At 73.0% G+C, this 23,617-nt stretch carries 20 protein-coding genes; 10 read left to right on the forward strand and 10 right to left on the reverse strand.

All coding sequences use genetic code 11. The features are described 5' to 3' along the window. Window positions 1-1,327: acyltransferase family protein (locus EUA98_RS11830; RefSeq protein ID WP_165372806.1), on the reverse strand; the 1,327-nt coding region annotated here is incomplete at its 3' end. 35 nt (window positions 1,328-1,362) lie between these two features. Beyond that, window positions 1,363-5,070 carry a transcription-repair coupling factor gene (mfd, locus tag EUA98_RS11835; protein WP_130102897.1) on the reverse strand — a complete coding sequence of 1,236 codons (3,708 nt, stop codon included), beginning with the start codon at window positions 5,068-5,070 and terminating at the stop codon, window positions 1,363-1,365. Window positions 5,071-5,345: 275 nt separating this feature from the next. Between mfd and EUA98_RS11840 the strand changes: the two genes are divergently transcribed. Next, window positions 5,346-6,659 (forward strand): nucleotide sugar dehydrogenase, encoded by a 1,314-nt coding sequence (locus tag EUA98_RS11840; RefSeq protein ID WP_130102898.1) that lies wholly within the window; start codon window positions 5,346-5,348, stop codon window positions 6,657-6,659. Between the two features lie 38 nt (window positions 6,660-6,697). Here EUA98_RS11840 and EUA98_RS11845 read toward each other — a convergent pair whose 3' ends face one another. Continuing rightward, entirely contained in the window at window positions 6,698-7,792 is a 1,095-nt protein-coding gene (locus EUA98_RS11845; RefSeq protein WP_165372807.1) for an acyltransferase family protein, read from the reverse strand. A gap of 211 nt (window positions 7,793-8,003) precedes the next feature. On the opposite strand from EUA98_RS11845, the gene lhgO reads away from it, so the two are divergent. Both lhgO and EUA98_RS11855 read left to right on the forward strand, forming a co-directional pair. Then, window positions 8,004-9,191 (forward strand): L-2-hydroxyglutarate oxidase, encoded by a 1,188-nt coding sequence (lhgO, locus tag EUA98_RS11850; protein WP_242511431.1) that lies wholly within the window; start codon window positions 8,004-8,006, stop codon window positions 9,189-9,191. Window positions 9,192-9,214: 23 nt separating this feature from the next. Then, window positions 9,215-9,865 carry a phosphatase PAP2 family protein gene (locus EUA98_RS11855; protein ID WP_130102901.1) on the forward strand — a complete coding sequence of 217 codons (651 nt, stop codon included), beginning with the start codon at window positions 9,215-9,217 and terminating at the stop codon, window positions 9,863-9,865. On the opposite strand, the gene EUA98_RS11860 is transcribed toward EUA98_RS11855, so the two are convergent. Continuing rightward, window positions 9,862-11,019: a nucleotidyltransferase family protein gene (locus EUA98_RS11860; protein WP_130102902.1), complete on the reverse strand. Its 1,158-nt coding sequence runs from the start codon at window positions 11,017-11,019 to the stop codon at window positions 9,862-9,864. The two genes, EUA98_RS11855 and EUA98_RS11860, sit on opposite strands and share 4 nt — an antisense overlap. 104 nt (window positions 11,020-11,123) lie before the next feature. On the opposite strand from EUA98_RS11860, the gene EUA98_RS11865 reads away from it, so the two are divergent. Beyond that, on the forward strand, window positions 11,124-13,037 hold the full coding sequence (locus EUA98_RS11865; RefSeq protein ID WP_130102903.1) for an ABC transporter ATP-binding protein: 1,914 nt from the start codon (window positions 11,124-11,126) through the stop codon (window positions 13,035-13,037). On the opposite strand, the gene EUA98_RS11870 is transcribed toward EUA98_RS11865, so the two are convergent. Genes EUA98_RS11870 through EUA98_RS20540 form a run of 4 tightly spaced genes read right to left on the reverse strand, consistent with a single transcriptional unit; the run spans window position 13,031 to window position 15,831 of the window. Then, window positions 13,031-13,996 carry a hypothetical protein gene (locus tag EUA98_RS11870; RefSeq protein ID WP_130102904.1) on the reverse strand — a complete coding sequence of 322 codons (966 nt, stop codon included), beginning with the start codon at window positions 13,994-13,996 and terminating at the stop codon, window positions 13,031-13,033. The two genes, EUA98_RS11865 and EUA98_RS11870, sit on opposite strands and share 7 nt — an antisense overlap. After that, window positions 13,993-14,499: a lasso peptide biosynthesis B2 protein gene (locus EUA98_RS11875; protein WP_165372808.1), complete on the reverse strand. Its 507-nt coding sequence runs from the start codon at window positions 14,497-14,499 to the stop codon at window positions 13,993-13,995. Before EUA98_RS11875 ends, EUA98_RS11870 begins: the two co-directional genes overlap by 4 nt. Further along, complete coding sequence (locus EUA98_RS11880; RefSeq protein ID WP_165372809.1) at window positions 14,496-15,686, reverse strand: asparagine synthase-related protein; 1,191 nt, start codon at window positions 15,684-15,686, stop codon at window positions 14,496-14,498. Before EUA98_RS11880 ends, EUA98_RS11875 begins: the two co-directional genes overlap by 4 nt. Window positions 15,687-15,705: 19 nt before the next feature. Continuing rightward, window positions 15,706-15,831: a lasso RiPP family leader peptide-containing protein gene (locus tag EUA98_RS20540; RefSeq protein WP_165372810.1), complete on the reverse strand. Its 126-nt coding sequence runs from the start codon at window positions 15,829-15,831 to the stop codon at window positions 15,706-15,708. A gap of 184 nt (window positions 15,832-16,015) precedes the next feature. Between EUA98_RS20540 and EUA98_RS11885 the strand changes: the two genes are divergently transcribed. Continuing rightward, window positions 16,016-16,267, forward strand: coding sequence for a PqqD family protein (locus tag EUA98_RS11885; protein WP_165372811.1), 252 nt, complete (start codon window positions 16,016-16,018; stop codon window positions 16,265-16,267). 13 nt (window positions 16,268-16,280) lie between these two features. On the opposite strand, the gene EUA98_RS11890 is transcribed toward EUA98_RS11885, so the two are convergent. Beyond that, a complete protein-coding gene (locus tag EUA98_RS11890; protein ID WP_165372812.1) occupies window positions 16,281-17,429 on the reverse strand; it encodes a glycosyltransferase family 4 protein in 1,149 nt (382 codons plus the stop codon). A gap of 141 nt (window positions 17,430-17,570) precedes the next feature. Here EUA98_RS11890 and EUA98_RS11895 point away from each other — a divergent pair, with 141 nt between their 5' ends. The 5 genes from EUA98_RS11895 (at window position 17,571) to EUA98_RS11910 (ending at window position 22,628) form a co-directional block, all read left to right on the forward strand. Beyond that, the gene (locus EUA98_RS11895) at window positions 17,571-18,626 is read left to right on the forward strand and encodes a glycosyltransferase family 4 protein (RefSeq protein ID WP_242511433.1); all 1,056 of its coding nucleotides are present in this window, start codon (window positions 17,571-17,573) and stop codon (window positions 18,624-18,626) included. Window positions 18,627-18,702: 76 nt separating this feature from the next. Next, window positions 18,703-19,920 carry an ABC transporter ATP-binding protein gene (locus EUA98_RS11900; protein ID WP_130102909.1) on the forward strand — a complete coding sequence of 406 codons (1,218 nt, stop codon included), beginning with the start codon at window positions 18,703-18,705 and terminating at the stop codon, window positions 19,918-19,920. A gap of 4 nt (window positions 19,921-19,924) precedes the next feature. Further along, the gene (locus tag EUA98_RS11905) at window positions 19,925-20,743 is read left to right on the forward strand and encodes an ABC transporter permease (protein WP_130102910.1); all 819 of its coding nucleotides are present in this window, start codon (window positions 19,925-19,927) and stop codon (window positions 20,741-20,743) included. Further along, window positions 20,743-21,582 carry a hypothetical protein gene (locus EUA98_RS19765; protein WP_165372813.1) on the forward strand — a complete coding sequence of 280 codons (840 nt, stop codon included), beginning with the start codon at window positions 20,743-20,745 and terminating at the stop codon, window positions 21,580-21,582. Before EUA98_RS11905 ends, EUA98_RS19765 begins: the two co-directional genes overlap by 1 nt. Beyond that, window positions 21,579-22,628 carry a glycosyltransferase family 2 protein gene (locus EUA98_RS11910; RefSeq protein WP_165372814.1) on the forward strand — a complete coding sequence of 350 codons (1,050 nt, stop codon included), beginning with the start codon at window positions 21,579-21,581 and terminating at the stop codon, window positions 22,626-22,628. Before EUA98_RS19765 ends, EUA98_RS11910 begins: the two co-directional genes overlap by 4 nt. Here EUA98_RS11910 and EUA98_RS11915 read toward each other — a convergent pair. Further along, on the reverse strand, window positions 22,564-23,568 hold the full coding sequence (locus tag EUA98_RS11915; RefSeq protein WP_130102912.1) for a glycosyltransferase family 2 protein: 1,005 nt from the start codon (window positions 23,566-23,568) through the stop codon (window positions 22,564-22,566). The two genes, EUA98_RS11910 and EUA98_RS11915, sit on opposite strands and share 65 nt — an antisense overlap. Window positions 23,569-23,617: the final 49 nt, after the last annotated feature.

Here is a 23,617-nt window from a genome sequence, read left to right on the forward strand (position 1 = left end):
CCGGCCGAACGACCACCGAGACCGGGGCCCCCGGTTCGCGCGCCACGACGGGCGGCGCGACCAGGACCGTGCCGAGGGCGACCACGAGGGCGCCGAGCGCGACCGGACCCACGACCATCCGGCCGGAGCGCCCGCCGCGCGCGGCGGATCGCGGCGCGCGGACCGCCGCGGCCCACCGGCCGACGGCGCCGCGCCGGACCGGGAGCTCGACCCACCGGTAGGAGGCCTCCGCCAGGACGAGCGTCACCCCGAGCCGCAGGACGGCCGCGGCGACGCCGTCGAAGGCGAGCTCGAAGCCCGGCCGCGACAGCATGAGCACCGGCCAGTGCCACAGGTAGATGCCGTAGGAGCGCTGGCCGAGGTAGCGCCAGGGCTGCGTGCCGAGCAGTCGGCCGAGACGCGCCCCCGGGTGGGCCAGCGCCGCCACGAGCAGCGCCGCGAGCACGCTCACGATCCCGAACCCGCCCCGGTACAGCGCGACGGACAGGGAGCTGGTCCACCAGTAGGCCCCGACGAGCCCGACCAGACCGACGACCCCGAGCCCCTCGAGCCACCAGGGCGCCGACCGGACCTGTCCACGAGCGGCCGCCGCCGCCGGCGCCGCCCCGGCCCGGGCCAGCGACGTCGTCGTCGTCCACGGCGCCCAGACCGCCCCGAGCGCCGAGCCCAGGAGCAGGCCCATCGCGTGCGACGCCGAGCCGAGGTAGGCGGGGCTGGGATCGTTCGGGATCGGGAACCCGCCGGCCACGGCCATCGCCGCCATCAGCGCCGTCGACGCCGCGGCACCCCCCAGCGCGACCCGCGCGATCCGTCGTGGCCCGCCGGGGCCGGCCCTGCGGAGCAGGAAGGCCACGGCCACGGGCCAGAGCAGGTAGAACTGGCCCTCGATCGCGAGCGACCACAGGTGCTGGAGCAGCGGCGGGCGACCGCTGGCCTCGAAGTACGACTGGTCCCCGGCCAGGCTCGACCAGTTGGAGAGGTACACGAGCGCTGCCGGGACGTCGACGCGCAGCTCCGCGAGCTCGGCGCGCACGGCGAGGGCCGCCGTCGTGCACACGACCAGGAGCATCAGCCACAGCGCGGGCAGCAGCCGGCGTGCGCGTCGCAGGAGGAAACGCCCCAGGTCCAGGCGCCCCGAGCGCCGGTGCTCGACGACGAGGGACGACGTGATGAGGAAGCCCGAGAGCACGAAGAACACGTCGACCCCGAGGAAACCGCCCGGCACGGCCGGGGCACCCAGGTGGTAGAGCACGACGGCGAGCACGGCGAGCGCGCGGATCCCGTCGAGGCCGGGCAGGTACGGGATGCGGGTGGTCTCGGGGGTCACGTCGCGGAGCGTGACCTCCCGGAGGCTCGCGCCTCTCAGGATGTCGCCTGGACCTTGGCCGCCGCCCCGATGTCGCCGCGCACCACGGCCTCGACCAGCTGGCGCGCCCACGCGAGGATCTCCGCGCCGTGCAACGGTCGCCCGCCGATCCGCGCCGTGGTCGGGAACGGCACCAGGATCGTGCGCAGCGCCGGCTTGAGGACCGTGCCCGGGTACAGCCGCTTGAGCCGCAGCTGCGCGGACTCGGGCAGGTCGACCGGCGCGAACCGGACGACCCGGCCCTGCGCGGTGACGTCGGCGAGACCGGCCGCGCGGGCCACGTTGCGGAAGTCCGCGACCGCGAACAGGTTCTCGACCGCGTCGGGGATCGGCCCGTAGCGGTCGATCAGCTCGGCGCGCACCTCCGCGAGCGCCGCCTCGTTCTCAGCGACGGCCAGCTTGCGGTAGGCCTCCAGCCGCAGCCGCTCGTGCGCGATGTAGCCGTGCGGGATGTGGGCGTCGACCGGCAGCTCGATCGTGACCTCGGGCACCACCTCGTCGACCTCGCCGCGGAAGTTGGCCACGGCTTCGCCGACCATGCGGATGTACAGGTCGAAGCCGACCCCCTCGATGTGCCCGGACTGCTCGCCACCGAGCAGGTTCCCGGCGCCGCGGATCTCCAGGTCCTTCATGGCGATCTGGATGCCCGCGCCCAGGTCGGTGTGCGCCGCCATGGTCGCGAGCCGGTCGTGGGCCGTCTCGGTCAGGGGACGCTCGGGCGGGTACAGCAGGTAGGCGTAGGCACGCTCGCGTCCGCGCCCGACGCGCCCGCGCAGCTGGTGCAGCTGCGACAGGCCGAGCACGTCCGCGCGTTCGAGGATCAGCGTGTTGGCGTTCGAGATGTCGAGCCCGGTCTCGATGATCGTGGTGCAGACCAGGACGTCGAACTTCTTCTCCCAGAAGTCTCCGATGACCCGCTCGAGCGTGTGCTCGGGCATCTTGCCGTGCCCGACGGCGATCCTCGCCTCGGGCACCAGCTCGGCCAGCCGCGCTGCGGCCCGGTCGATCGACGCCACCTTGTTGTGCACGTAAAAGACCTGCCCCTCGCGCAGCAGCTCGCGGCGGATCGCGGCGGTGATCTGCTTCTCGTCGTACGCCCCGACGAACGTCAGCACGGGATGGCGCTCCTCGGGCGGCGTCGCCAGCGTGGACATCTCCCGGATCCCCGTGATGGCCATCTCGAGCGTGCGCGGGATGGGCGTGGCGCTCATGGAGAGCACGTCGACGTTGGTGCGCAGCTGCTTGAGGGTCTCCTTGTGCTCGACGCCGAACCGCTGCTCCTCGTCGACGATCACCAGGCCGAGGTCCTTGAAGTGCACCTCGCCGGTGATCAGGCGGTGCGTGCCGATGACGACGTCGACCGTGCCGTCGGTGAGCCCGGCGAGGACCTCGCGCGACTCGGCCGGCGACTGGAACCGGGACAGCGCCTTGACCCGGACAGGGTACGGCGCGTACCGCTCGGAGAACGTGTCGAGGTGCTGCTGGACGAGCAGGGTCGTCGGCACGAGCACCGCGACCTGCTTGCCGTCCTGGACGGCCTTGAACGCCGCGCGGATCGCGATCTCGGTCTTGCCGTACCCGACGTCGCCGGAGATCAGGCGGTCCATCGGGACCGTCTTCTCCATGTCCGCCTTGACCTCCTCGATCGTGGCGAGCTGGTCGGGGGTCTCGACGTAGGCGAACGCGTCCTCGAGCTCGCGCTGCCACGGGGTGTCGGGTCCGAAGGCGTGCCCGGCCGTGGCCATCCGCGCCGAGTACAGCTGGATGAGCTCCGCGGCGATCTCCTTGATCGCCTTGCGGGCGCGGCCCTTGGTCTTGGCCCAGTCGCCGCCGCCCATCTTGCTCAGCGTCGGGGACTCGCTGCCGGTGTACTTGGTCACCTGGTCGAGCTGGTCGGTGGGCACGTAGAGGCGGTCGCCGGGGTGGCCGCGCTTGGACGGCGCGTACTCGATCACGAGGTACTCGCGGGTCGCGGCGCCGGAACCGGACCCGATGGTCCGCTGGACGAGCTCGACGAACCGGCCGACCCCGTGCTGCTCGTGCACGACGTTGTCCCCGGGACGCAGCTGGAGCGGGTCGACGACGTTGCGGCGGCGCGAGGGCATCCTGCGCATGTCCCGCGTCGAGGACCCGGCCCGCCCGGTGAGGTCCGACTCGGAGAACACCGCGAGGTGCAGGTCGGTCGCCACGAACCCCGGCCCGACGGGGGCGGGGGTGACGAGCACGACGCCGCCGTCCGGGTCGGACCCGATCTCGCCGACGAGGCGCGCCGGCACGTCGGCCGCACCGAGCTGTTCGACCATCCGGCGGGCCGGGCCGTGCCCCTCGGTCGTGAGCACCAGCCGCCAGCCGTCCCGCTGCAGCGCGCGCACGTCGGCGATCGCGCGCTCGACGTCACCGCGGTAGGAGGTCACGTCCCGCGCCGTGATGCTCAGGCTCACCGCACCCTCGTCGTCGGGCCCCGCGCGGAGACCGTCCCGCGCGCCGTCCGACCCGTCGGTGGCGGCGCCGGGGGTGGCGGCGTCGGGGGTTGCGGCGTCGGGGTCCAGGCCGAACGCGCTCAGCGTCCACCAGCCCAGGCCACGCCGGGTCGCGATGTCCCGGGCCTCGGCGAAGGTCGCGAACGACGCCGCGCGCAGGTCGATCGGCGTGCTGCCACCCGCCGCGGCCGACGTCCAGGCGGCGGCGAGGAACTCCTCGGTGGTGGCCACCAGGTCGTGGGCCCGACGACGCACGCGTTCGGGGTCGGCGACGACGAGCAGCGCGTCCGCGGGCACCAGGTCGAGCACGGGGACCATCTGGCCCGCGAGCACCGGCGCGAGCGACTCCATGCCCTCGACGACGATGCCCTCGGCGAGCCGGCCGAGCATCTCCACCGCCCCCGGGAACTCGTCCGCGAGCGCCGCGGCGCGCGCCCGGACCTCGGCCGTGAGCAGGATCTCGCGGCACGGCGGTGCCCAGACCCCGCGCTCGGCGACCTCGAGGCTGCGCTGGTCGGCGACGGCGAACCAGCGCACCTCCTCGACCTGGTCACCCCAGAACTCGACCCGTAGCGGGTGGTCCTCGGTCGGTGGGAAGACGTCGAGGATCCCGCCGCGCACCGCGAACTCGCCGCGGCGCTCCACCATGTCGACGCGGGCGTAGGCGGCCGCGACGAGCCGATCGGCGACCCCGGCGAGGTCGGCACGCTCCCCGACGTGCAGCTCGACCGGGACCAGCTCACCGAGTCCGGCCACGACCGGCTGGAGCATGGCCCGCACGGGCAGGACGAGCACGCGGATGGGACCGGTCTGGCCGGCGTCGGGCGACGGGTGGGCGAGGCGCCGGAACACGGCGAGCCGGCGGGCCACGGTGTCGCTGCGGGGCGAGAGCCGTTCGTGCGGCAGCGTCTCCCAGGCCGGCAGGACCGCGACGTCGTCGGCGGGGAGGTACCCCCGCAACGCGGCGGCGAGGTCGTCGGCATCGCGGCCGGTCGCCGTCACCACGACGAGCGCCCGCGCGCGGGCGTCGGGCGCGGGGAGCGCGACGGGGGTGCCCGACGACGTCGGCCCGGTCGCCCGCGCCCCGGTCATCGCCGCGAGCAGCGGCGGTCGGATCCCCGGCGGCCCGACGACGTCGACGGCGCCGCGGGTGCGAACCAGCTCGACCGCCTCAGCGGCAGCGGGGTCGGCGAGCACGGCAGACAGCAGTCCGGTGAGGTTCATGCGCTCCAAGCTCCGGGCAGGCGCACGCCGAGCGAACAGGACGTGCCGGGGACCGGCTAAGCGTACGCGTGCCCGTCCCCGCTCCCGCGAGCGCTCCAGGCCGGCCGAGTCCCCCATTCGGGTCACGACGGGGTCGCGTGCCGTGCTGCAGGATTGGGGCCCCACCGGACAATCTGTGGCGAACCACGCCATACAGGGGAAACTGTGCGTAAGCCCACCAGGGGGACGGCCGACGGCCACCCATGGTGACCTGCAGGGCACAAGAGAGGTCGGACATGAACATCGCTGTCGTGGGACTCGGATACGTCGGAACGGTGACGGGCGCATGCCTGGCCGAGAGCGGCCACACCGTCGTCGGGGTCGATGTGAACCCGGTCAAGATCGGCCAGCTCAACGAGGGCATCAGCCCCGTGACAGAGATCCGCCTGGACGAGATGGTCCGGAGCAACGTCGACGCCGGTCGCCTGCGTGCGACGAACGACATCGCGGCCGCGGTCGCGGACGCTGACGTCGTCCTGGTCTGCGTCGGCACACCCTCAGGTCGAAATGGTGATGTCCACCTCCAGGACGTGCAGAAGGTGGTCGCCGAGATCGGGCGCGCACTGGCGCGGCTCGACGACTGGCGCCTGGTCTTGATCACGTCGACCGTGCCGCCGGGTACGGTCGCCGACGACATCATCCCGTTGCTCGAGCTCAACTCGGGCAAGCGCTGGCCCGAGGGGTTCGGCGTCGCCTTCTCCCCCGAGTTCCTGCGAGAGGGAACTGCGGTCGCCGACTTCCTGTCACCCCCGAAGAGCGTCGTCGGGGCCGACGACGACCGGTCGTTCGAGACCGCCCGGTCGGTCTACGCGACCTTCGCCGACGACGTGACCCGCACGTCCATCGCCGTGGCCGAGATGGTCAAGTTCTCGGACAACGCCTGGCACGCGCTCAAGGTCGCGTTCGCGAACGAGATCGGGCGGGTCGCCGACGCGCACGGAGTCGACAGCCACGCCGTCATGGCGATCTTCAAGTCCGACACCCGGCTGAACATCTCGACCACCTATCTCACCCCAGGCTTCGCGTTCGGCGGCTCGTGCCTTCCGAAGGACCTGCGAACTCTCACGTACCGCGCCCGGAGCAACGGCGCGAGCGTGCCGGTGCTCGAGTCGATCCTGCCGAGCAATGTCGCGCACCTCGACCTCGCCATCGACAAGATCACGTCGATCGGCGCCAAGAAGGTTGCGCTGCTCGGCCTGGCGTTCAAGAACGGAACCGACGACCTGCGCGAGAGCCCTGCGCTCGAGCTCGCCGAACGCCTCCTGGGCAAGGGCTACACCGTCACGATCCACGACGAGCACGTCAACTTGTCGCGACTGATCGGCGCGAACCGTGAGTACGTCCTGAACGTGCTGCCGCACGTCGCAGAACACCTGTCAGGCGACTACCGGGCAGTCATCGCCGATGCCGACGTCATCGTCGTCACGCAGAACAACCCCACGTATGCCTCCGCTGTCGCCGACGCCCGGCCGGACCAGACGGTGCTCGACCTCTCCGGCGTGGCCCGGCAGGGCCAGGGCGCGGACAACTACATCGGCCTCACCTGGTGAGCTAGGTCCCGCATCCTTCGGCGCGGCCCGAGCAGCTGTCACCGGGCACGGTCCTCCACCGGCAGACCCCGTCGCCGGGGCGACGTCCTACGTGCTGACGACGACGACCTCCGGGCCGGGGGCGACGACAGCCGGCGCTGCGCGGGTCGCTCGACGAGGTGGTGCAGCCCGATGGCCAGGACCATCGCGACGCCGAGCGCGAGCACGGCGACGGCGGCACCGCGCAGGTCGGCCCAGACGACGACCCGGATGACCAGCTCATGCACGAGATAGAAGGCGAAGGAGATCTTGCCCGCGTAGACGAACGCGCGATGTCCCAGAGCTCGGGTCCGGCGACGGACGTCGCCCATGACGGCGGCCACGACGGCGATCCCGAACGGCACCGCCATCACCCCGTCGGTCACCCCCTGGTTCAGGTTGAGCAGGGCCAGCACCGCCGCGACGACCACCGTGACCACGATCACCACCCACAGGCGCCACCGAGGTCGCCACCCGTCCCTGATCGCCAGGGCCGCCACGACTCCGAGGACGAACTCGCCCATGCGAGCGAGCGGGAAATGGAAGGTGAAGCCGCCCAGCCACACGCTCTGGCTGGCGAGCACGGCCACCACGGTGAGCCACGTGGCCGGGATCGCCCACCGGAGGGCCGGCCGCAGCGGCGTCAGCCCGCGGACCAGGAGCGGGAAGCACAGGTAGAAGACCGCCTCGCAGCTCAGTGACCACGCGGGCCCGTTCATCCCGAACACCACCGCCGGGTCGGCAAACCACCCCTGGACCAGAAGGAGGTTGGCGAGGAAGACCGTCGGCGTCAGGCTCGGCGCAGCGATGGCGAGCTGGACCGCGAGCACGATCACCAGCACGACGAGGTGGCTCGGGTAGACCCGGGCGAACCGCCGACGGTAGAACTGGCGCGTCGAGGTCCCGGGCTGCAGGCTCCAGGTGAGCACGAACCCCGAGAGCACGAAGAAGAAGGACACCCCCGTGTATCCCATCGTGGCTCCGGGGATGGACACGACCCCGAACAGCCCGAGGTGGAACACGAACACCGCGAGGGCGGCGCCCGCCCGGAGCGACGTCAGGCTGGGAAGGTCCCGCGGCAGGGACTCGGACGTGGTCACCACGGCGGCCGTCATCGTCGCCGTCCCCGGCAGGGGGTCATCTGCGTGCGCTTCGTCATCGGTGCCCCCGGTCGCGGTGCAGGAATCGGTGAACCGTCTGCCTCCGCTCGGAGGGCAACGGGCGACATTCAGCCGCCCGACGTCGATCATCATCCGCGAAGGACCGGACGCGCGCGGGCAAATGGGTCATAGTGATCGCGAAAGCCTCCGAGGAAAGGTGCTCGCCGTGGCACGCGTGGTCGTCATCGGGGCCGGAATCGTGGGACTCGCGGTGGCCGCCCGGCTCGCTGCCCGGGGCGACGAGGCGGTCGTCATCGAGAAGGAGGGCGACCTCGCGCGGCACCAGACCGGTCGCAACTCGGGGGTCATCCATTCGGGCCTGTACTACGCCCCCGGCAGCCTCAAGGCCGAGTTCGCCGCCGCGGGAGCGCGGACGATGGTCGCGTTCGCCCGCGAGCACGAGGTCGAGGTCGTGGTGTGCGGCAAGCTGGTCGTCGCGACCAGCCCGGCACAGCTGCCGGCCCTGCGCGCCCTGGCCGCCCGGGCCGACGCCAACGGCGTTCCGGCCCGCTTGATCAGCGCGGCCGAGGCCCGCGAGTACGAGCCGCACGTCCGCTGCGTCGGCGCCCTGCGCGTGGAGAGCACCGGGAGCGTGGACTACGCCGGGGTGTGCCGGGCCCTGTCCCAGATCGTCACCGACCGCGGCGGCGAGGTCCGCTACGACGAGCAGTACGTGGGCGCGCGGACCCGCGGCGACGGTGTAGAGGTCCGCACCGCGCGGGACGTCCTGCGAGCTGACGCGCTCGTGGCGTGCGCCGGGCTGCACGCCGACCGGGCCGCCGTCGCCGCCGGCGTCGACCCGGGTGCGCGCATCGTGCCGTTCCGGGGTGAGTACTTCGAGCTCACTCCCGAGGCATCCACGCTGGTCAACGGTCTGATCTACCCCGTCCCGGACCCCCGGTTCCCGTTCCTCGGCGTCCACCTGACCCGCATGATCCACGGCGGCGTGCACGCCGGTCCCAACGCGGTGCTCGCGCTCGCCCGCGAGGGCTACCGCTGGCGCGAGGTGAACGCGCGGGACGTCGGCAGCGCGCTGTCCTGGCCGGGCCTGTGGCGGATGGGGGCGCACAACGTGCTCCCCGGTGCGCGCGAGGTGCTCCGATCGCTCTCGCGCCGCAGGTTCGCGGCAAGCCTTGCGGAGCTGGTCCCCGGGATCACCGCAGCCGACCTCGTCCCCGCCCCGGCGGGGGTCCGTGCCCAGGCGTTGTCACGCGACGGCAGCCTCGTCGACGACTTCCTGCTCCGCACCGCCCCCCGGCAGGTCCACGTGATCAACGCCCCCTCCCCCGCCGCGACGGCCGCGCTGCAGATCGCCGAACGGGTGGTGCGCGAGCTGGATGCGGTCACCAGGTAGTGGCACGCCACGGGGGAGGCTCGATGTCGGCGATCCGGAGCTGGTGGGGGCGGTACGCGCGGCACGAGCCGCGGACGCTGCTGAGGACCGGCCTGACGATCCTCGTGCTGCTCTGCGTCGCCTACCTGGGGTGGGTCCGCACCCGGACGGGCCAGATGGTCGACATCGACCTGTTCAGCCGGGCGCAGTCCGTCGACGCGGCGCTCGCGCCACCGGCGGCGCTGCTGCGCCGCGGGCTCCCGCCGGTCGGGGCGGTGGCGGTGGTCCTGCTCGGCCTTGCCGCCGTGCGTCGGGGCGCGTGGCGGGAGACAGCGGCGGCGGGCCTCGTCGTCGTGACGTCCGTGGCACTGTCATCGCTGCTCAAGGCCACGCTCGAGCGCCCCTACCTCGGCGACCTGGGGTACGTGCAGAACACCTTCCCGTCGGGGCATGTCACCGCGACGGCGGCGCTCGCCGTGGCGGTCGTCCTCCTGTGGCCGAGGCCCCGGCCCCGCAGCGTCCCGCTGACCGCGGTCGCCGTCTGCGCGATCGCCTCCCTCGCCTCGGTCATCGGCTACGCCCACCGGCCGAGCGACACCATCGGGTCCCTGCTTCTCGTGCTGCTCGTCACGACCGCCGCTGTCGGGGTCTTCCCCGATCGCCGACCGGTGCCGGTCGAGCGCAGCGAGGTCTAGCGGGCGCCCCCGGCCACCCACTGCAGGTACCGGGCGCGCGCCCCGGCGTCGGGCACATCCAGTCGCAGCGGCCGTCCCGGGCTGCGCCGTCGACGCTCGCGCGCCTCGATCCGCCGGGCCTCGACCTGCGAGCGGAGCAGCACCGCGGCGCTGGTCGGCAGCGATCGGCGGGCGCTGCGGTAGACCGCGCCGCTCAGGTGCGGATCGCCCGGGAGCCCGGGGAACCGGACCCGGGCGTCGGTGCGGCGCGCCAGCTCGCCCCAGGCTCCCGGTCCAGGGCCCACCGCGCGGAACGAGGTCCCCACGCTCCCGCCAAGGGTTCGCTGGACCCGATCCAGGATCATCCCGAGCGGCACCTCGAGGCGCATCGCCCGCGCCCGCCGCGCGATCGTGTCCCAGTCCACCGTCGGGCCGACGGCGGCGTAGTGCAGGTCCGCGAGCCACATGAGCCTGGTCGCACCCTCCTGGGCCGCGTGGAAGGCCAGGTGCACGAGGGTGTCCTCCGGGTCGAGCACGCCGACGTCGAAGCCCTGCGGCAGCGGCACGCGCCGCGACCGGGCCAGCATTCCCGGGACGTCGGTGCGAAACCCCCGCCGGAGGCGCGGCGCGACGGCGATGTCCCAGTGGAGGTCGACGGGCGTCCCGTTCGGGGCGAGCAACGTCAGCTCCGCGCGCCGGGAGCGCTCGAGCAGCGGCCAGTTCCGATCGAGCAGCCGCAGGCCCGCCTCCGCAAGGACCGACATCGCGCGGGCGAACTCGCCCCGATCGACCAGGAGGTCGAGATCGAAGTACTCGCGCATGTCGACGGACGGCCAGATGAGCTCGGCCGCGACCGGCCCCTTGATCGCGACCCACCCGATGCCCGCGGCGTCGAGCGCGGTCGCGATGATCCGAAGGTCGGCGACGGCTCGCATGTGCCGGGCGATCTGGGCGTGCCTCGCCGGGGCGAGCACCCGCGACCATTCGGCCGGGACCTGCGCGGCCGAGGCGAGCGCACGCGCCACGGCCGGCGCCACGCGATGCAGGCTCGAGGCCTCGAGCACGTCGGCCGCGGCGTACCCGCTGAGCTCCGGCCCGACCTCCGTCAGGGTGCGCCCGAGCGCGCTGTCGACGAGCAGCCGGGAAAGCGGTCGCAGACCGGTCGCATCGGCCATCTGGGTCCCCCTTCGGCGCAGGTCACCAGCACCGTCCGCATGGCTTGGTTGAATGTACCGACTGCGCACGCTGGCGTGCGGTACTTGGGGGGAAAGGTACTGCGATGACCTGGACGCGCACCGGCTCTCGGACCACGCCCGCAGGGGTGGCGCAGCCCCCGGGCCCGACGCAGCCCCAGCCCCAGCCCCAGCCCCAGCGCAAGTCGTTCGGCAACCTCGTCCGGCTCGTGCGGGCCAGCCTCGCGCTCGTCTGGTCGTCCGGGCCCCGGCTGTTCCTCGGGCTGCTCGCGCTCCAGGCCATGGTGGCCGGCGCACTGGCCGGGCAGATCCTCGCGGTCCAGCACCTGCTGACGGCGATCCTCGAGGTCGCCGACGACGCGCAGGCCATCTCGGAGATCGTCGCTCCCGTGCTGCTCCTCGCCGGGCTGACCGCGCTGACGTCGATCGCGGGTGGCCTCCAGGGGCATCTCCAACGGGTCCTGGGTGAGAACGTGGCCCGCGCGATGTGGCGACGCGTGCTCGACGTGGCGACCGCCGTGGACCTGCGTCACTTCGAGTCCTCGGACTTCCACAACCAGCTCGAGCGGGTGCAGTCGAGCGCGCTGACCCGCCCGTACCAGGTGTCCCAGGGACTGATCACGCTGGTGGGCTCCCTGCTGGCGGGCATCGGTGTCGGCGTCGCCCTGGCGGGAATCTCGCCCCTGCTGCTTCCCCTCCTCGTCGTGGGGGGACTGCCCCTGCTGCTCACCAGCCGCCAGGAGAGCAGGCTGGAGTTCGCGTTCGCCGTGTCCCAGACGCCCACCCTGCGGCTGCGCACCTACCTGACCCTCCTGCAGACGGGCCGCGACGAGGCCAAGGAGGTTCGCGCCTTCGGTCTGGCGCCGTGGCTGCGCGGGCGCTTCGACGCGGTCTACGAGGAGTACCTGGCGGAGCTGTCCACCCACGTGCGTCGCCGGTCGCGACTCACGGCGGTGGGCAACATCGGCTCCGCCGTCGTGCTGGCCGCGATCCTGCTCGTGCTCGTCTGGCTGATCGGCGAGGGCGCGGTCGGGGTCGCCGGGGCGGGCGCCGCGATCGTCGCGATCCGCATGCTCGCCAGCCAGGTGCAAGGCGTGTTCGGGGGGGTGCGTCAGATCTTCGAGTCCGGGCTGTTCCTCGCCGACCTGGACGTGTTCCTCGCGCTGGGGGCCGCCCAGACCCCGCCGGAGGCGCGCGGACCGGCGGCGCCGACGTCGTTCGGCTCGATCACCGCGCGCGACCTCGTCTTCACCTACCCGGGGGCGGCCGCCCCCGCCCTGGACGGTGTGTCCATCGATCTGCGGGCCGGCGAGGTCATCGCCCTGGTCGGCGAGAACGGCTCCGGGAAGACCACGCTGGCCAAGGTGCTCGCCGGGCTCTACGACCCCGACGCGGGGGCGGTGGCCTGGGACGGTTCCGACCTGCGGGAGTTCGACCGCGGTTCGCTCCGCGCCCGCATCACAGTCGTGTTCCAGGACTTCGTGCAGTACGCCCTGACCGCCACGCAGAACATCGCGGTGGGCCGAGCCGACGATCCGGTGGATCCCGAACGGGTGCAGGCGGCGGCGCGGGCAGCCGGTGCGGACCGCTTCCTCGCCGGGCTGCCCCACGGCTACGACACGATCCTGTCGCGGCTGTTCGTCGGCGGACAGGAGCTGTCGGGGGGGCAGTGGCAGCGGGTGGCCCTCGCCCGCGCGTTCTACCGGGACGCGCCCCTGATGATCCTGGACGAGCCCTCCGCCTCGCTCGATCCACGGGCCGAGCATGAGCTGTTCGCCAACCTGCGGACCGTCCTCGGTGGTCGCACGGCGCTGTTCATCTCGCATCGGTTCTCGACCGTGCGCGGCGCGGATCGGATCTACGTCCTCAAGGAGGGCCGGGTGGTCGAGCACGGCACGCACCTCGAGCTGCTGCGCCGCGGCGGGCACTACGCCGAGCTCCACGCGCTCCAGGCCGAGGCGTACGTCGCGGCGGGTGAGGCCACCCCGTCGGGTCAGTGAGCGGGGACGCCCCCGACGACCTCGGACACGGCGTCGAGGAGCTGGCCGACCAGGCCGGGCTGGAACGGCGGGCCCCACGGCACCCGGGCGACGACCACCGGGATGCGCCGCACCAGCGCGCCCGTCAGCTCGAACTGGTTCTGGAGCACCCCCTGGTCCTGCCAGCCCAAGATCCGAGGGAAGCCGAGCAGCGCGAACAGCGCCTCTCGCGTACCCAGCTGCTCGATGACGACCCGGTCGAGCCCCGGGCTGGGCTGCGGGATCACGAGCGCCCGCAGCGGCAGGCGGTCCCGCGCACCGTCGGAGAGCCGGAGCACCTGCCGGGCGTCAGCACTCGTGCGACGTCCGGGGACGTGCGAGTCGAAGCGCTCGGCCAGCGAGTCCGCCCCCTTGCGCAGGCGGATCTCCGTGGCACCGAGCCTGGCGACGGGCACGGTCGTGACGTCGTCGATGCGCAGCACGTCGTCCGTGATGAGGCGAGCGCCGTCGGAGCAGAGCAACGCCGCCATGGTCGACTTGCCCATGCCGGAGTTGCCGACGAACGCCAGCGCATGATCGCCCAGATCCACCGCGCTCGCGTGCAGCACGAGGTGCGAGCGCCGGTACAGCAGGAACGCGAGGCTCGCACCGGTGGTCAGCACCTTCTCGATCCCGGGCTCCGCACCGGGGGCGCGACGCACGGTCATCTCATCGAGGCCGCGACTCACCACGACGTCGCACGACCCGTGGAACCTCAGCAGGGCTGACCCGTCCGGCCGCTCGACCATGGTGTAGTACTTCTGGTCCCCCACGCCGTACCGCACGAGGCATCGACCGTCCAGCGGCTCCGCCGGGACGTCGACCTCGGGCCCGACGCGAACGCGCACGTCGACCGGTGCCCGGGCCGGGCTCGGACGATCCTGGTTCAGCTCCAGGTCGGAGTGGATCGTGAGGCCGTAGAGCAGCTGTGCGGCGTTCATCCTGTGAGCGTTCCCTTCATGGTCGGCACGACGGCGGTGAACCGCGCCGAGCCCGTCGGATCCAGATTGACGCCGTCGGCCACCAGCCACGCGTGGGCGGTGACGCGACCGTCGGACTTGGCGACCCCGATGTGCAGCACGGGCGCGTACGGGCGCAGCACGTGCCCCACCAGGAGCGCTCGCCGCAGGCACGTGTCCGCGAACGGCCCCCGGCGCAGGATGCGGTGGGCATCGAGCACCCCCTGGCGCTCCACAGCCGTCAGCGGCAGCGTCGTTCCCGGGGGCGATGCCTCCTCGGGGAGCGATGCGCCACCCTGAGCGGGGCCGTCCGCCGCAGGGCCGTCGCCCAGGGTGACCCCGACGAACCGCACGAGCCGGGGCAGCGGTGCGACGCGCAGACCGACCTCGATCAGGACCGACCAGAGGGCGAGGCGCACGAGCTGGACCGTGCCGCGCAGCCCGCGGCGTCTGAGCCCCCGAACGAGGCGACCGGACGCGCTCACGATCCCGCTCCCTCGCGGGCGATCCCGGCCGCCGCGAGCCACGCCGCGTGCAGGAGCAGGGCGGGGGCGCCGGAGGGTCGCTCACCCAGCCAGTGCGCGCGCAGGGCGTCGACGCGCACGAGGCGCGGATCCAGGCCCGCGCCGTCCCACGACCGGACGAACTCCCGCTCGATCTCACCGAACCGGGAGGCGCTGAACGACGCCTTCGTCGAGCGCGACAGCACGGGTTCCGGGAGCAGGTCCCCGAAGAGCACCCGCATGAGGTCGGTGCGGCCGCAGTAGCCCCAGGCGCCGCCGGCGCGGGCGAGCGCGGCGAGGAAGCGCGGCTCCTCCAACGGGTGGCGCACCCGGACGGAGTGCTCCCGGGCGAGCACGCCCAGGTTGTGCTCGAGCACGACGGTCGGGCGTCGGCGCGCGAGCGCGAGCGTCGCCGCGCCCCAGTGCCACGGCGCGCGCTCCAGCCGGCGGACGGACCGAGCGTCTGCTGCGCGTCGGGCGGCCCCCCGCAACCACGGCGCCACCGCCCGGCGCCACGGCGCGGCACTCGGAAGCGCTGACCGGGACAGGTCACGTACCAGCCGTCGCCCCGGCGGGCGGTGCTCCCGCAGCAGGAGCGTCCAGGGTGTGACCCGTCGGGCCCCGAGCACCTCGTCGCCGCCCTCCCCCGTCAACACCTGCCCTCCGCGCACGAGGGCCAGGACCGGATCCTCGAGGTGCAGCGCCGCCGGCCAGAGCAGCCCGCGGCGGGCGAGCGAGGCTTGCGCCACGGGGCCGAGCAGGCTCGAGTCGTCGTCGGCGCGTACGACGATCCGCTCGGTGATCCGCAGGTGCTCGAGGACCATCGTCTGCCACGAGGACTCGTCGGCCGCCGGGATCCCGGGGTAGGTCATGGTCACGGGGACGGGCAGCGGGAGCCCCTCCCGACGCGCGACCTGCGCAGCCACGGCCAGCACGGCCGACGAGTCCCGCCCGCCGGAGAAGGTGACGAAGCAGCGGCCCGCGGTCAGTGCCTCGAGAGCTGTGGCCTCGAGTGCCGCGCGTGGGGTCAGTCCGGGACCGGTCGACCTCGCGTCGGCGCAGACGCCGAGCGGCCACGCCAGGGCGGTCTCGAGGGCGTCGAGGCGAACGAAACCCTCGCCCGGCGCCGGTCTCGGTGAGACGGCTCGCAGGGCGGGCGCCGAAGCCACCCGCCCTGCGAGCCGGGGATCAAGAGACCCGGGAATCAGTACCCCAGGCGAACCACAGGAACTTGTCGTCGTTCCCGTTCCATCCCTGCGCCAGGGTGAGATCCCTGACCGACCCAACCTCGGTAATGCGGGGAGATTCGTACATGCCGAGCCCTACTTTCGGTCGACCGGTGAAGCATGACGTTCGGAGTGTTGCAGAGCCAATCCGTTGATATCGGGTCCTTTCGGGTGATTCTTCGCCATCTCCGAGAATTCACGCACACGGGACGAGCCGACGCGGTGGGATGGGTGCGGTGGCCGGGCGCCGGCCCGCACAAGGGGGAGTTTCGATGAGAATGCGCAGCGAGGGCTTGTCGTGGCAGGAGATCGACGGGGAGCTCGTCATCCTGGACCTGACCCACGCCGCCTACCTGACGACCAACCGGTCCGGGGCGTTCCTCGCCAAGCGGCTGCAGCAGGAGAGCAGCCGGCAGCAGCTCGTCGACGCGCTCGCGACGGAGTACGAGATCGGCGAGGACCGGGCCGGCACGGACGTGGACGTCTTTCTCGCGACGCTCGCGGAGAAGCGGCTCCTCGCCTGAGCCTGAGGTGGGGTCAGCGGACCGCGGTCCCCGCGCCGACCTCCCGGTAGATCCCCTCGTATCGGGCTGCCACATCGGCCCAGGTGTAGCCCCGGACGGCGGTCCGCCCGGCCGTCCCGAGGCGCGCGGCCAGCGCGGGCTCGTCCAGGAGCGTGGCGATCGCGTTCGCGATCTGCCCGCGGTCCTCGGGATCGACGAGCAGGCCTGTGACCCCGTCCGCGACGAACTCCGGCGGCCCGCCCCGTCGTGTCGCGACGACGGGGATCCCGGCGCGCCAGCCCTCCAGGATGGTGATGCCGAAGGCCTCGATCCGGCTCGGCACCACGAGCGCCGTCGCGCCGGCCATCACCGCGACGACCTCCGCCCGGCTCAGGCGACCCGGCAGCAGCACCTGACCGCTCAGTCCCAGCGCGTCGACCTGCGCGCGCAGCGCTCCCAGCTCCGGACCGTCACCCCCGATGACCAGCCGGACGTCGTCGCGGTCCAGCGTCGCGAACGCGTCGATCAGGAGATCGAAGCCCTTGTTGTGCACCAGACGGCCGACACCCAGCACGTACGAGACCGGCAGCCACGGCGGCGCCTGCCCGCCGGCCTCCTGTGTGTCGATGCCGTTCGGGACGACCTGCCCCCGGCCAGCAGGCAGCCCGTACCCGGCCACCAGATGCGCCGCCGTGAACGCGGAGCAGGCGGTGACCGCATCCGCGCTGCGCAGCGCCGCCCGCAGCGCACCCCGCAGCAGGGCCGACGACTCGAACGCCCCGTCGGCGTCCATGAAGGTCTCGCCATGGCTGCTGACCACCAGCGGCGTGCGCGCGCACCGCGAGAGCGCCCAGGCGTACACACCGTTCGGCCCGAAGCACTGCACGTGCAGCACGTCGGGTCGGTCGGCCCGCCAGGCCGCCACCCACCGGGCGACCGCCGCCGGCAACGCCGCGACGAAGTGCAGCATCGCCTTCCCGGAGCGGGCCGGCAACGGACAGGGCAGGTAGCGCACCGGGATGCCGTCGACGGCCCGCGGCACGTCGTCGTCCCCCTGCTCGACCGCCCACACCACGACGCGGTGGCCGCGGTCGCGCAGCTGGCGGGCGACGTTCAGCGTGTGCTCCTCGACCCCGCCGAAGCGGGGCAGGAACGAGCTGGTGACGAGGACGACCGCCGGCATGCCCACCTCCGCGCGATCGGGTCGCGCGGGGCCGAACTCCGCCGACATCTGGGCCCGATCATAGGCAGCCAGACGGCCCGCGTGAGGGAAGATGACCGAGCAGAACCCGGCCCGTGACAACCCGTGCGAAGTGGAGACCTCGTGACCAGACGGCTGACCATCGCGACGCTCGTCGTCGGCCAGCCGATGGGGCAGCAGGTGTACGAGGAGGAGGTCGCCGCTCGGGCGCCGGCTGCCCTGGGCCCCGGCATCACGGTGCACCGGACGGTGGCGCGGTCGCTGCGTTCCCCGCTCGCCGGCACGGTGCGCCTGCCCCACTGGGTCCTGCGCGAGGCGCCGTCGGGCGCGCGACGCGCGGTCGGCGCCGTGATGTACCCGGGGGCCGACGTGGTGCACCGCATGGGGCTGTCGCTGCCGCCGGCGCGGGTGCCGGAGATCGTCACCGTGCATGACACCGTGGCGTGGCGGTTCCCCGACGAGTCGGCGCCGGAGCCGTTCGCGGCGCAGGAGACGCGCCGGGCCGCGGCCGTCGTCTCGGTCTCGCAGTTCGCCGCCGACGACGTCGCCGAGCGGCTGGGGCTCGACCACGTCCACGTCGTGCACAACGGTGTCGACGGCCGGTTCTTCGACGCTCCCCCGCTCTCCTCGGCGCAGCTCGAGGGGCTCGGCGTGACGGGGCCCTACGTCCTGCACGCCGGCGGGTCCTCGATCCGGAAGAACCTCGACGGGCTCGCCGCCGCGTGGCCGCTGGTCCGCAGCAGCTACCCGGGGATCTCGCTGGTGCTCAGCGGTCCACCGTCCGAGCGACGCAACACCCTGTTCGGCGCCCTGGCCGGCACGGTCCTGGTCGGGCGCGTCCCGGCCGCGATGGTCCCGGGCCTGATCGCCGGCGCCCGCGCCGTGGTCGTGCCGTCCCTCTACGAGGGCTTCGGGCTACCCGCCCTCGAGGCCATGGCGTGCCGGGTACCCGTGGTGGCGGCCGACCGGTCCTCGTTGCCCGAGGTGTGCGGCGACGCCGGCATCCTCGTCGAGCCGGACGGCCCGGCGCTGGCCGACGGGCTCGTGCACGCGCTGCGGCGGGACGGCGACGTCGAGGAGCGGGTGGCCCGCGGACGGGCCCGCGCGGCCGGGTTCACCTGGGAGGCGAGCGCCGCCGGCCACGCCGCCATCTGGCGCGAGGTCCTGGACCGGATCTGACGGGCCTCGCCCGGAGCCGGACGATTCACCCGCAAGAGGGCATCTGCCCACCGGGACCTGCGGCTACGGTTCAGCGGTGAGCGCATCCGCCGCATCTGCGATCGTGGCCTCGGGCCTGGGCAAGAGCTATCGGATCGCCCTGTCCGGCGACCGGCCCACCACCGCCGTCGAAGCGATGGTGAAGCGGATGCGCAATCCCGTCCGGCGCAACGCGTACGAGTCCTTCGACGCGCTCGAGGATCTCACCTTCGAGATCCCCTGGGGGGAGGCCGTCGGGATCATCGGCCGCAACGGCGCCGGGAAGTCGACGCTCCTGAAGGTGCTCACCCGGATCACCGCACCGACCCGTGGGCGGGTCGAGCTCGCCGGACGGATCGGCAGCCTTCTCGAGGTCGGGACGGGGTTCCACCCGGAGCTGACCGGGCGGGAGAACATCTTCCTCAACGGCGCACTCCTGGGGATGGGCCGCAAGGAGATCCAGCGCCGCTTCGGGGAGATCGTGGACTTCTCGGGCGTCGGCAAGTTCCTCGACACCCCCGTCAAGCGGTACTCGTCCGGCATGTACGTCCGGCTGGCGTTCGCGGTCGCCGCCCACCTGGACACGGAGATCCTCGCCATCGACGAGGTGCTCGCGGTGGGCGACGCCGAGTTCCAGGCCAAGTCGCTGGCGAAGCTGCGCGACGTGGCCACCGACGGACGCACCGTCCTGTTCGTGAGCCACCAGGTCCAGACCGTCACCGCCCTGTGCACGTCTGCCATCTACCTGGACCGCGGGCGGCTCGCGTACCACGGCGACGTGCCCAAGGCGCTGGAGCTGTACCGGTCCAGCTTCGAGAAGTTCGCACTCGAGCAGCAGGACCCCGATCGGCGGCCCGGTTCCGGCGAGCTCCGTGCCCTCGCGGTCGAGATGGGCGAGGACCAGTTCGAGCCCCACGCCGAGAAGAGCGTCGTCATCCACCTCGGTAAGGCCCCCGACCTCGTCGGTCAGTACTTCGTCTCGTGCCACATCAACGATCTCAACGGCAGCGTCATCGCTCAGTGCGACTCCCGGCTCGTCGGCGGCTGGTTCGACGCCTCGCGCGAGCACACGGTCCGGCTGACGATGCGCACCCCGTGGCTCAAGCCGGGTCGGTACACCGTGGACGTCTTCGTCTGCAAGACCGGTGTCCTGGACGCCTGGGAGGGGGCGGCAGCCTTCGAGGTGCTCCCGCACAACCCCTACCCGGAGCTCGCGGGCGACGAGGCGACCGGCAACGGGCTCGTTCTCGCCGACTTCGGCTACGAGAGCGAGTGACGCCATGACCCGCATCGTCATCACACCGCCCGCCCGCTTCTCGCTGCCGGCGCCGCGCGAGCTGTGGGAGGCCCGCGAGGTCCTCTACCGCTTCGGGCTGCGAGACGTGGTGCTCCGCTACCGGCAGACGGCGGTCGGCGTGGCCTGGGTGCTGCTGCAACCCCTCGCCGCCGCAGGGATCTTCTCGATCGTCTTCGGTCAGGTCGCCAACCTGCCGAGCGCCGGGATCCCCTACTTCATCTTCAGCTACGTCGGCATGCTCGCGTGGAACCTGTTCAACGGGATCGTCGGGCGGTCGGCGCCGTCACTGGTCGGCAACCAGGCGCTGATCTCGAAGGTCTTCTTCCCCCGCATGCTCGTTCCGCTGTCGAGCAGCATGGCCGTGCTCATCGACTTCGTCGTGGCGCTCGGCCTGGGCATCGGGCTCCTGGTCGTCTACGCGATCAACCCCGGGTGGCCGATCCTGCTCCTGCCCGTGTGGGTGCTCCTGATGGTGCTCCTGGGTGCGGGGATCGGGCTCGCCGCCTCCGCGGTGATGGTGAAGTATCGCGACGTCGCCTACGTGCTGCCGTGGGCCCTGCAGATCCTGTTCTTCGCCTCGCCGGTGGCCTACTCGCTGGACGCCGTCCCGGAGCGCCTCCACGCGCTGTACAACCTCAACCCGCTGACCTGGTACCTCGAGGAGTTCCGGTTCTCGCTGCTCGGGCTGCCCGCCCCCGCGCCCTGGCAGATCGCCGGGTCCGTCGTCGTCGCCCTCCTCGTGTTCCTCGGCGGCACCCTGGTCTTCCAGCACCTCGAGCGCGAGTTCGCAGACGTGATCTGATGCGGGTCAACGCGTACGTGCTGGCCGCCGACCCGAGCTTCCTGGCCGAGAGCATCAGGGCCTACTACGACCGTGTCGCACGGATCGTCGTCTCCTTCGACCGGGACTCGACGTCCTGGCGGGGAACCGCGCTGCCGGTCGAGGAGTGCCTCGGCATCATCCGGTCGCTCGACGTCGACGGCAAGTGCGTCTTCTCCGCCGGCCACTACGCACGCGGTGGTGAACCGCTGGTGGATGAGACCTACCAGCGGCAGACGGCGCTCGACGAGGCGGCGCAGGACGCCGACTGGGTGCTCCAGCTGGACACCGACGAGGTGATGCTGGACCCCGGGGCCTTCTTCCGGTCGCTCCAGCACGGCGAGGACGCGGGCGCCGCGGCGCTCGACTACCCCGCGCGGTGGCTGTACGCACGCGTGGGCCCCGGCAGGTACCTGGAGGCGAGCACCCGCTTCGGGCGCCCGTCGGCGACCTATCCCGGCCCGCTCGCGGTCAGGTCCGGCACGACCCTCCGGTTCTGCCGCCAGGCCGACGCCACCCTGTACCGCGTGGACCTGCGGCCCTGGAACACGGACCCGTTCCACCCCCGCGCGGCGGTCGTCCACGAAGTGGTCGAGCCCGCCGAGGCCGTGCTGCACTTCAGCTGGGTACGCCCGGACGAGACGATGCGCAGGAAGTTCGCGTGGTCCGGGCACGCCGAGGACTACACCCGGCCCGTGGTCTACCGCCGCTGGGTCAGGCGCGCCCGCTACCCGCGGACGACCGCGCTGACCTCGCCGTTCCGCCGGTTCGACCCGTTCCGCCTGGTGACCGTCGCCGAGCCGCCTGGAGGCCAGCCGTGACCCCGGGCGGCCAGCCCCCGTCGGTGACCGTCGTCATCAGCACGCACGCCCGGCCGCAGCACCTCGGGCCCTGCCTCGACCACGTGTCCCGCCTGCACACCCCACCGGCCCAGGTGATCGTCGTCGACTCCTCCCCCGACGACCGCACCGCAGGACTGGTGGACGATCACTTCCCCACCGTGACCTACCTCCGCAGCGACGTCGGCCCGGGGACCGGGGCCCGGCAGATCGGCTTCGCCGCGGCGGTCGGGGACGTCGTGGCCTTCCTGGACGACGACGCCCTGGTCGACCCGGCCTGGCTCGACGAGCTCGTCGCCCCGTACGACGACCCGGCCGTCGTGGGGGTCGGGGGGCGGGTCGACCACGACCTTGCCGGGGAACGGTCGGCGGGGCTGGGCCAGATCGGCCGCCTCCTGCCGAACGGCCACCTGACCGGGAACTTCGGGGCGGACCCCGGACGGGCCGTCGTGGTCGACCACCTGTCGAGCGCCAGCATGTCGTTCCGTCGCAGCGACCTGCGCTCGATCGGCGGCCTCCTCGGGAACGCCCCCTGGAGCGGCTCGTGCGAGGGTGCGGACCTCTCGTTGCGGCTGCGTGCCGCCGGTGGCCGGCTCGTGTTCACCCCCCACGCCGTCGTGGCACAGCCGGCACCGCCGTCCCGAGCGGGGAACGAGCGGTTCGACCACCGCCGCTGCTACCGGGCGCGCCGCGACCACGTCGTGGCGCTGGTCCGCGCCTTCGGCCCGCGGGCACCCGTGGTCCGCCGCATCGTCGTCACGACGGTGCGGGACGACCTCGACCTCGTCCTCGCCGTCGTCCGCACCCTCGTCGGTCGGCCGTCCAGCCCCGGCGTCTCACCCACGGTCCACCAGCGCCTGCGTGCCCCGGCGACCCTCGTGCGCATCGGACCCGAGACCGCGGGACTGGTCGCGGGACTGATCTCGGGTCTGGTCGCTGCCGTTCGCCGATCACCGTCCGAGGTCAGGACGCCGACGGCACCTCCGCCACGACCTCGGGTCGACGCAGCGGCCCCTCGGCGAGGGTGATCCGCGTCGTCGCCCCCAGGCCTCCGGCCACTCCCCCGAGGGTGACGAAGAACCGGGCCACGCCGTTGCCGACTCCCCGGACGATCGACCCGTCCTCCTGCCGGTGCCGCCTGCCGAGCGCCCGCGCGGCATAGCCCAGCTCGCCGCCGGCGGCCCGCCCGGCGACGACCAGGTACCGGCGAAATCTCACGTCGCGAACCCCCACCGTGCGGGCGAGCAGCACGACGTGGTTCCGCTGCGCGTAGTAGGAGTACCTCAGGTCGAACCGCCGACCCTTGGCGTAGGGCCCCGCGACGTGCACCACGACGGCGTCCGGCGTGAACACGATCCGGTAGCCGGCCAGGCGCAGCCGCAGGGCGATGTCCGTCTCCTCGCGCAGGCAGGTCCCCGGGTAGTGGTCGTGGATCCCGCCCACCTCGAGGACCGCCCCGCGCCGCACCGACATGTTCGCGCCGAGCATGTGATCGACGTCGACGTCGGCCCCGGGGTCCGCCGCGAAGAAGCCCGTGAGCGTCCCGTCGGCGCGCAGCAGCCCGATCGTGTCCGCACCGTCGACCTCCTCGCCGGGCTGGCCGTTCAGGGCGCGCCCGCCGACGGCCCCCACGCGGGGGTCCGCGTAGCGGCGGGTCAGCTCGGCGAGCCAGGTCGGTGCCGCGTACGCGTCGTCGTCGAGGAACGCCACGACGTCGCTCGTGACCTCGGCGACCCCGATCGCCCGGGAGGTGGCGGTGGACCCGGCGCCCAGGTCGTTCCGCAGGTACCGCACGCCGTCGAACTCCTCGACCACGGCGCGGGTGTCCGCGCCGGGCGAGGCGTCCACGACGAGGATCGCCTCGGGGACCTGCGTCTGTCGCAGCAGGTGCTCGAGGCAGGTGCGCACATGGTCCGGACGGTTGTAGGTCGCGATGACTACCGATGCCGAGGTGAGGGTCCGCTGCATGCCCTCATTGTCCGGATCGCGGACGGCGATACGGGCAAGTCGGGGGTTT

This window comes from Pengzhenrongella frigida (assembly GCF_004168625.1).
GTDB classification, from domain to species: Bacteria; Actinomycetota; Actinomycetes; order Actinomycetales; family Cellulomonadaceae; genus Pengzhenrongella; species Pengzhenrongella frigida.

What these genes read in the sequence shown, in the direction of transcription:
- mfd (WP_130102897.1), bottom strand. Translation starts at nt 5,070, where the DNA reads ATGAACCTCACCGGACTGCTGTCTGCCGTGCTCGCCGACCCCGCTGCC.
- EUA98_RS11840 (WP_130102898.1), top strand. Translation starts at nt 5,346, where the DNA reads ATGAACATCGCTGTCGTGGGACTCGGATACGTCGGAACGGTGACGGGC.
- EUA98_RS11845 (WP_165372807.1), bottom strand. Translation starts at nt 7,792, where the DNA reads ATGACGGCCGCCGTGGTGACCACGTCCGAGTCCCTGCCGCGGGACCTT.
- EUA98_RS11855 (WP_130102901.1), top strand. Translation starts at nt 9,215, where the DNA reads ATGTCGGCGATCCGGAGCTGGTGGGGGCGGTACGCGCGGCACGAGCCG.
- EUA98_RS11860 (WP_130102902.1), bottom strand. Translation starts at nt 11,019, where the DNA reads ATGGCCGATGCGACCGGTCTGCGACCGCTTTCCCGGCTGCTCGTCGAC.
- EUA98_RS11865 (WP_130102903.1), top strand. Translation starts at nt 11,124, where the DNA reads ATGACCTGGACGCGCACCGGCTCTCGGACCACGCCCGCAGGGGTGGCG.
- EUA98_RS11870 (WP_130102904.1), bottom strand. Translation starts at nt 13,996, where the DNA reads ATGAACGCCGCACAGCTGCTCTACGGCCTCACGATCCACTCCGACCTG.
- EUA98_RS20540 (WP_165372810.1), bottom strand. Translation starts at nt 15,831, where the DNA reads ATGTACGAATCTCCCCGCATTACCGAGGTTGGGTCGGTCAGGGATCTC.
- EUA98_RS11885 (WP_165372811.1), top strand. Translation starts at nt 16,016, where the DNA reads ATGAGAATGCGCAGCGAGGGCTTGTCGTGGCAGGAGATCGACGGGGAG.
- EUA98_RS11890 (WP_165372812.1), bottom strand. Translation starts at nt 17,429, where the DNA reads ATGCCGGCGGTCGTCCTCGTCACCAGCTCGTTCCTGCCCCGCTTCGGC.
- EUA98_RS11905 (WP_130102910.1), top strand. Translation starts at nt 19,925, where the DNA reads ATGACCCGCATCGTCATCACACCGCCCGCCCGCTTCTCGCTGCCGGCG.
- EUA98_RS19765 (WP_165372813.1), top strand. Translation starts at nt 20,743, where the DNA reads ATGCGGGTCAACGCGTACGTGCTGGCCGCCGACCCGAGCTTCCTGGCC.
- EUA98_RS11915 (WP_130102912.1), bottom strand. Translation starts at nt 23,568, where the DNA reads ATGCAGCGGACCCTCACCTCGGCATCGGTAGTCATCGCGACCTACAAC.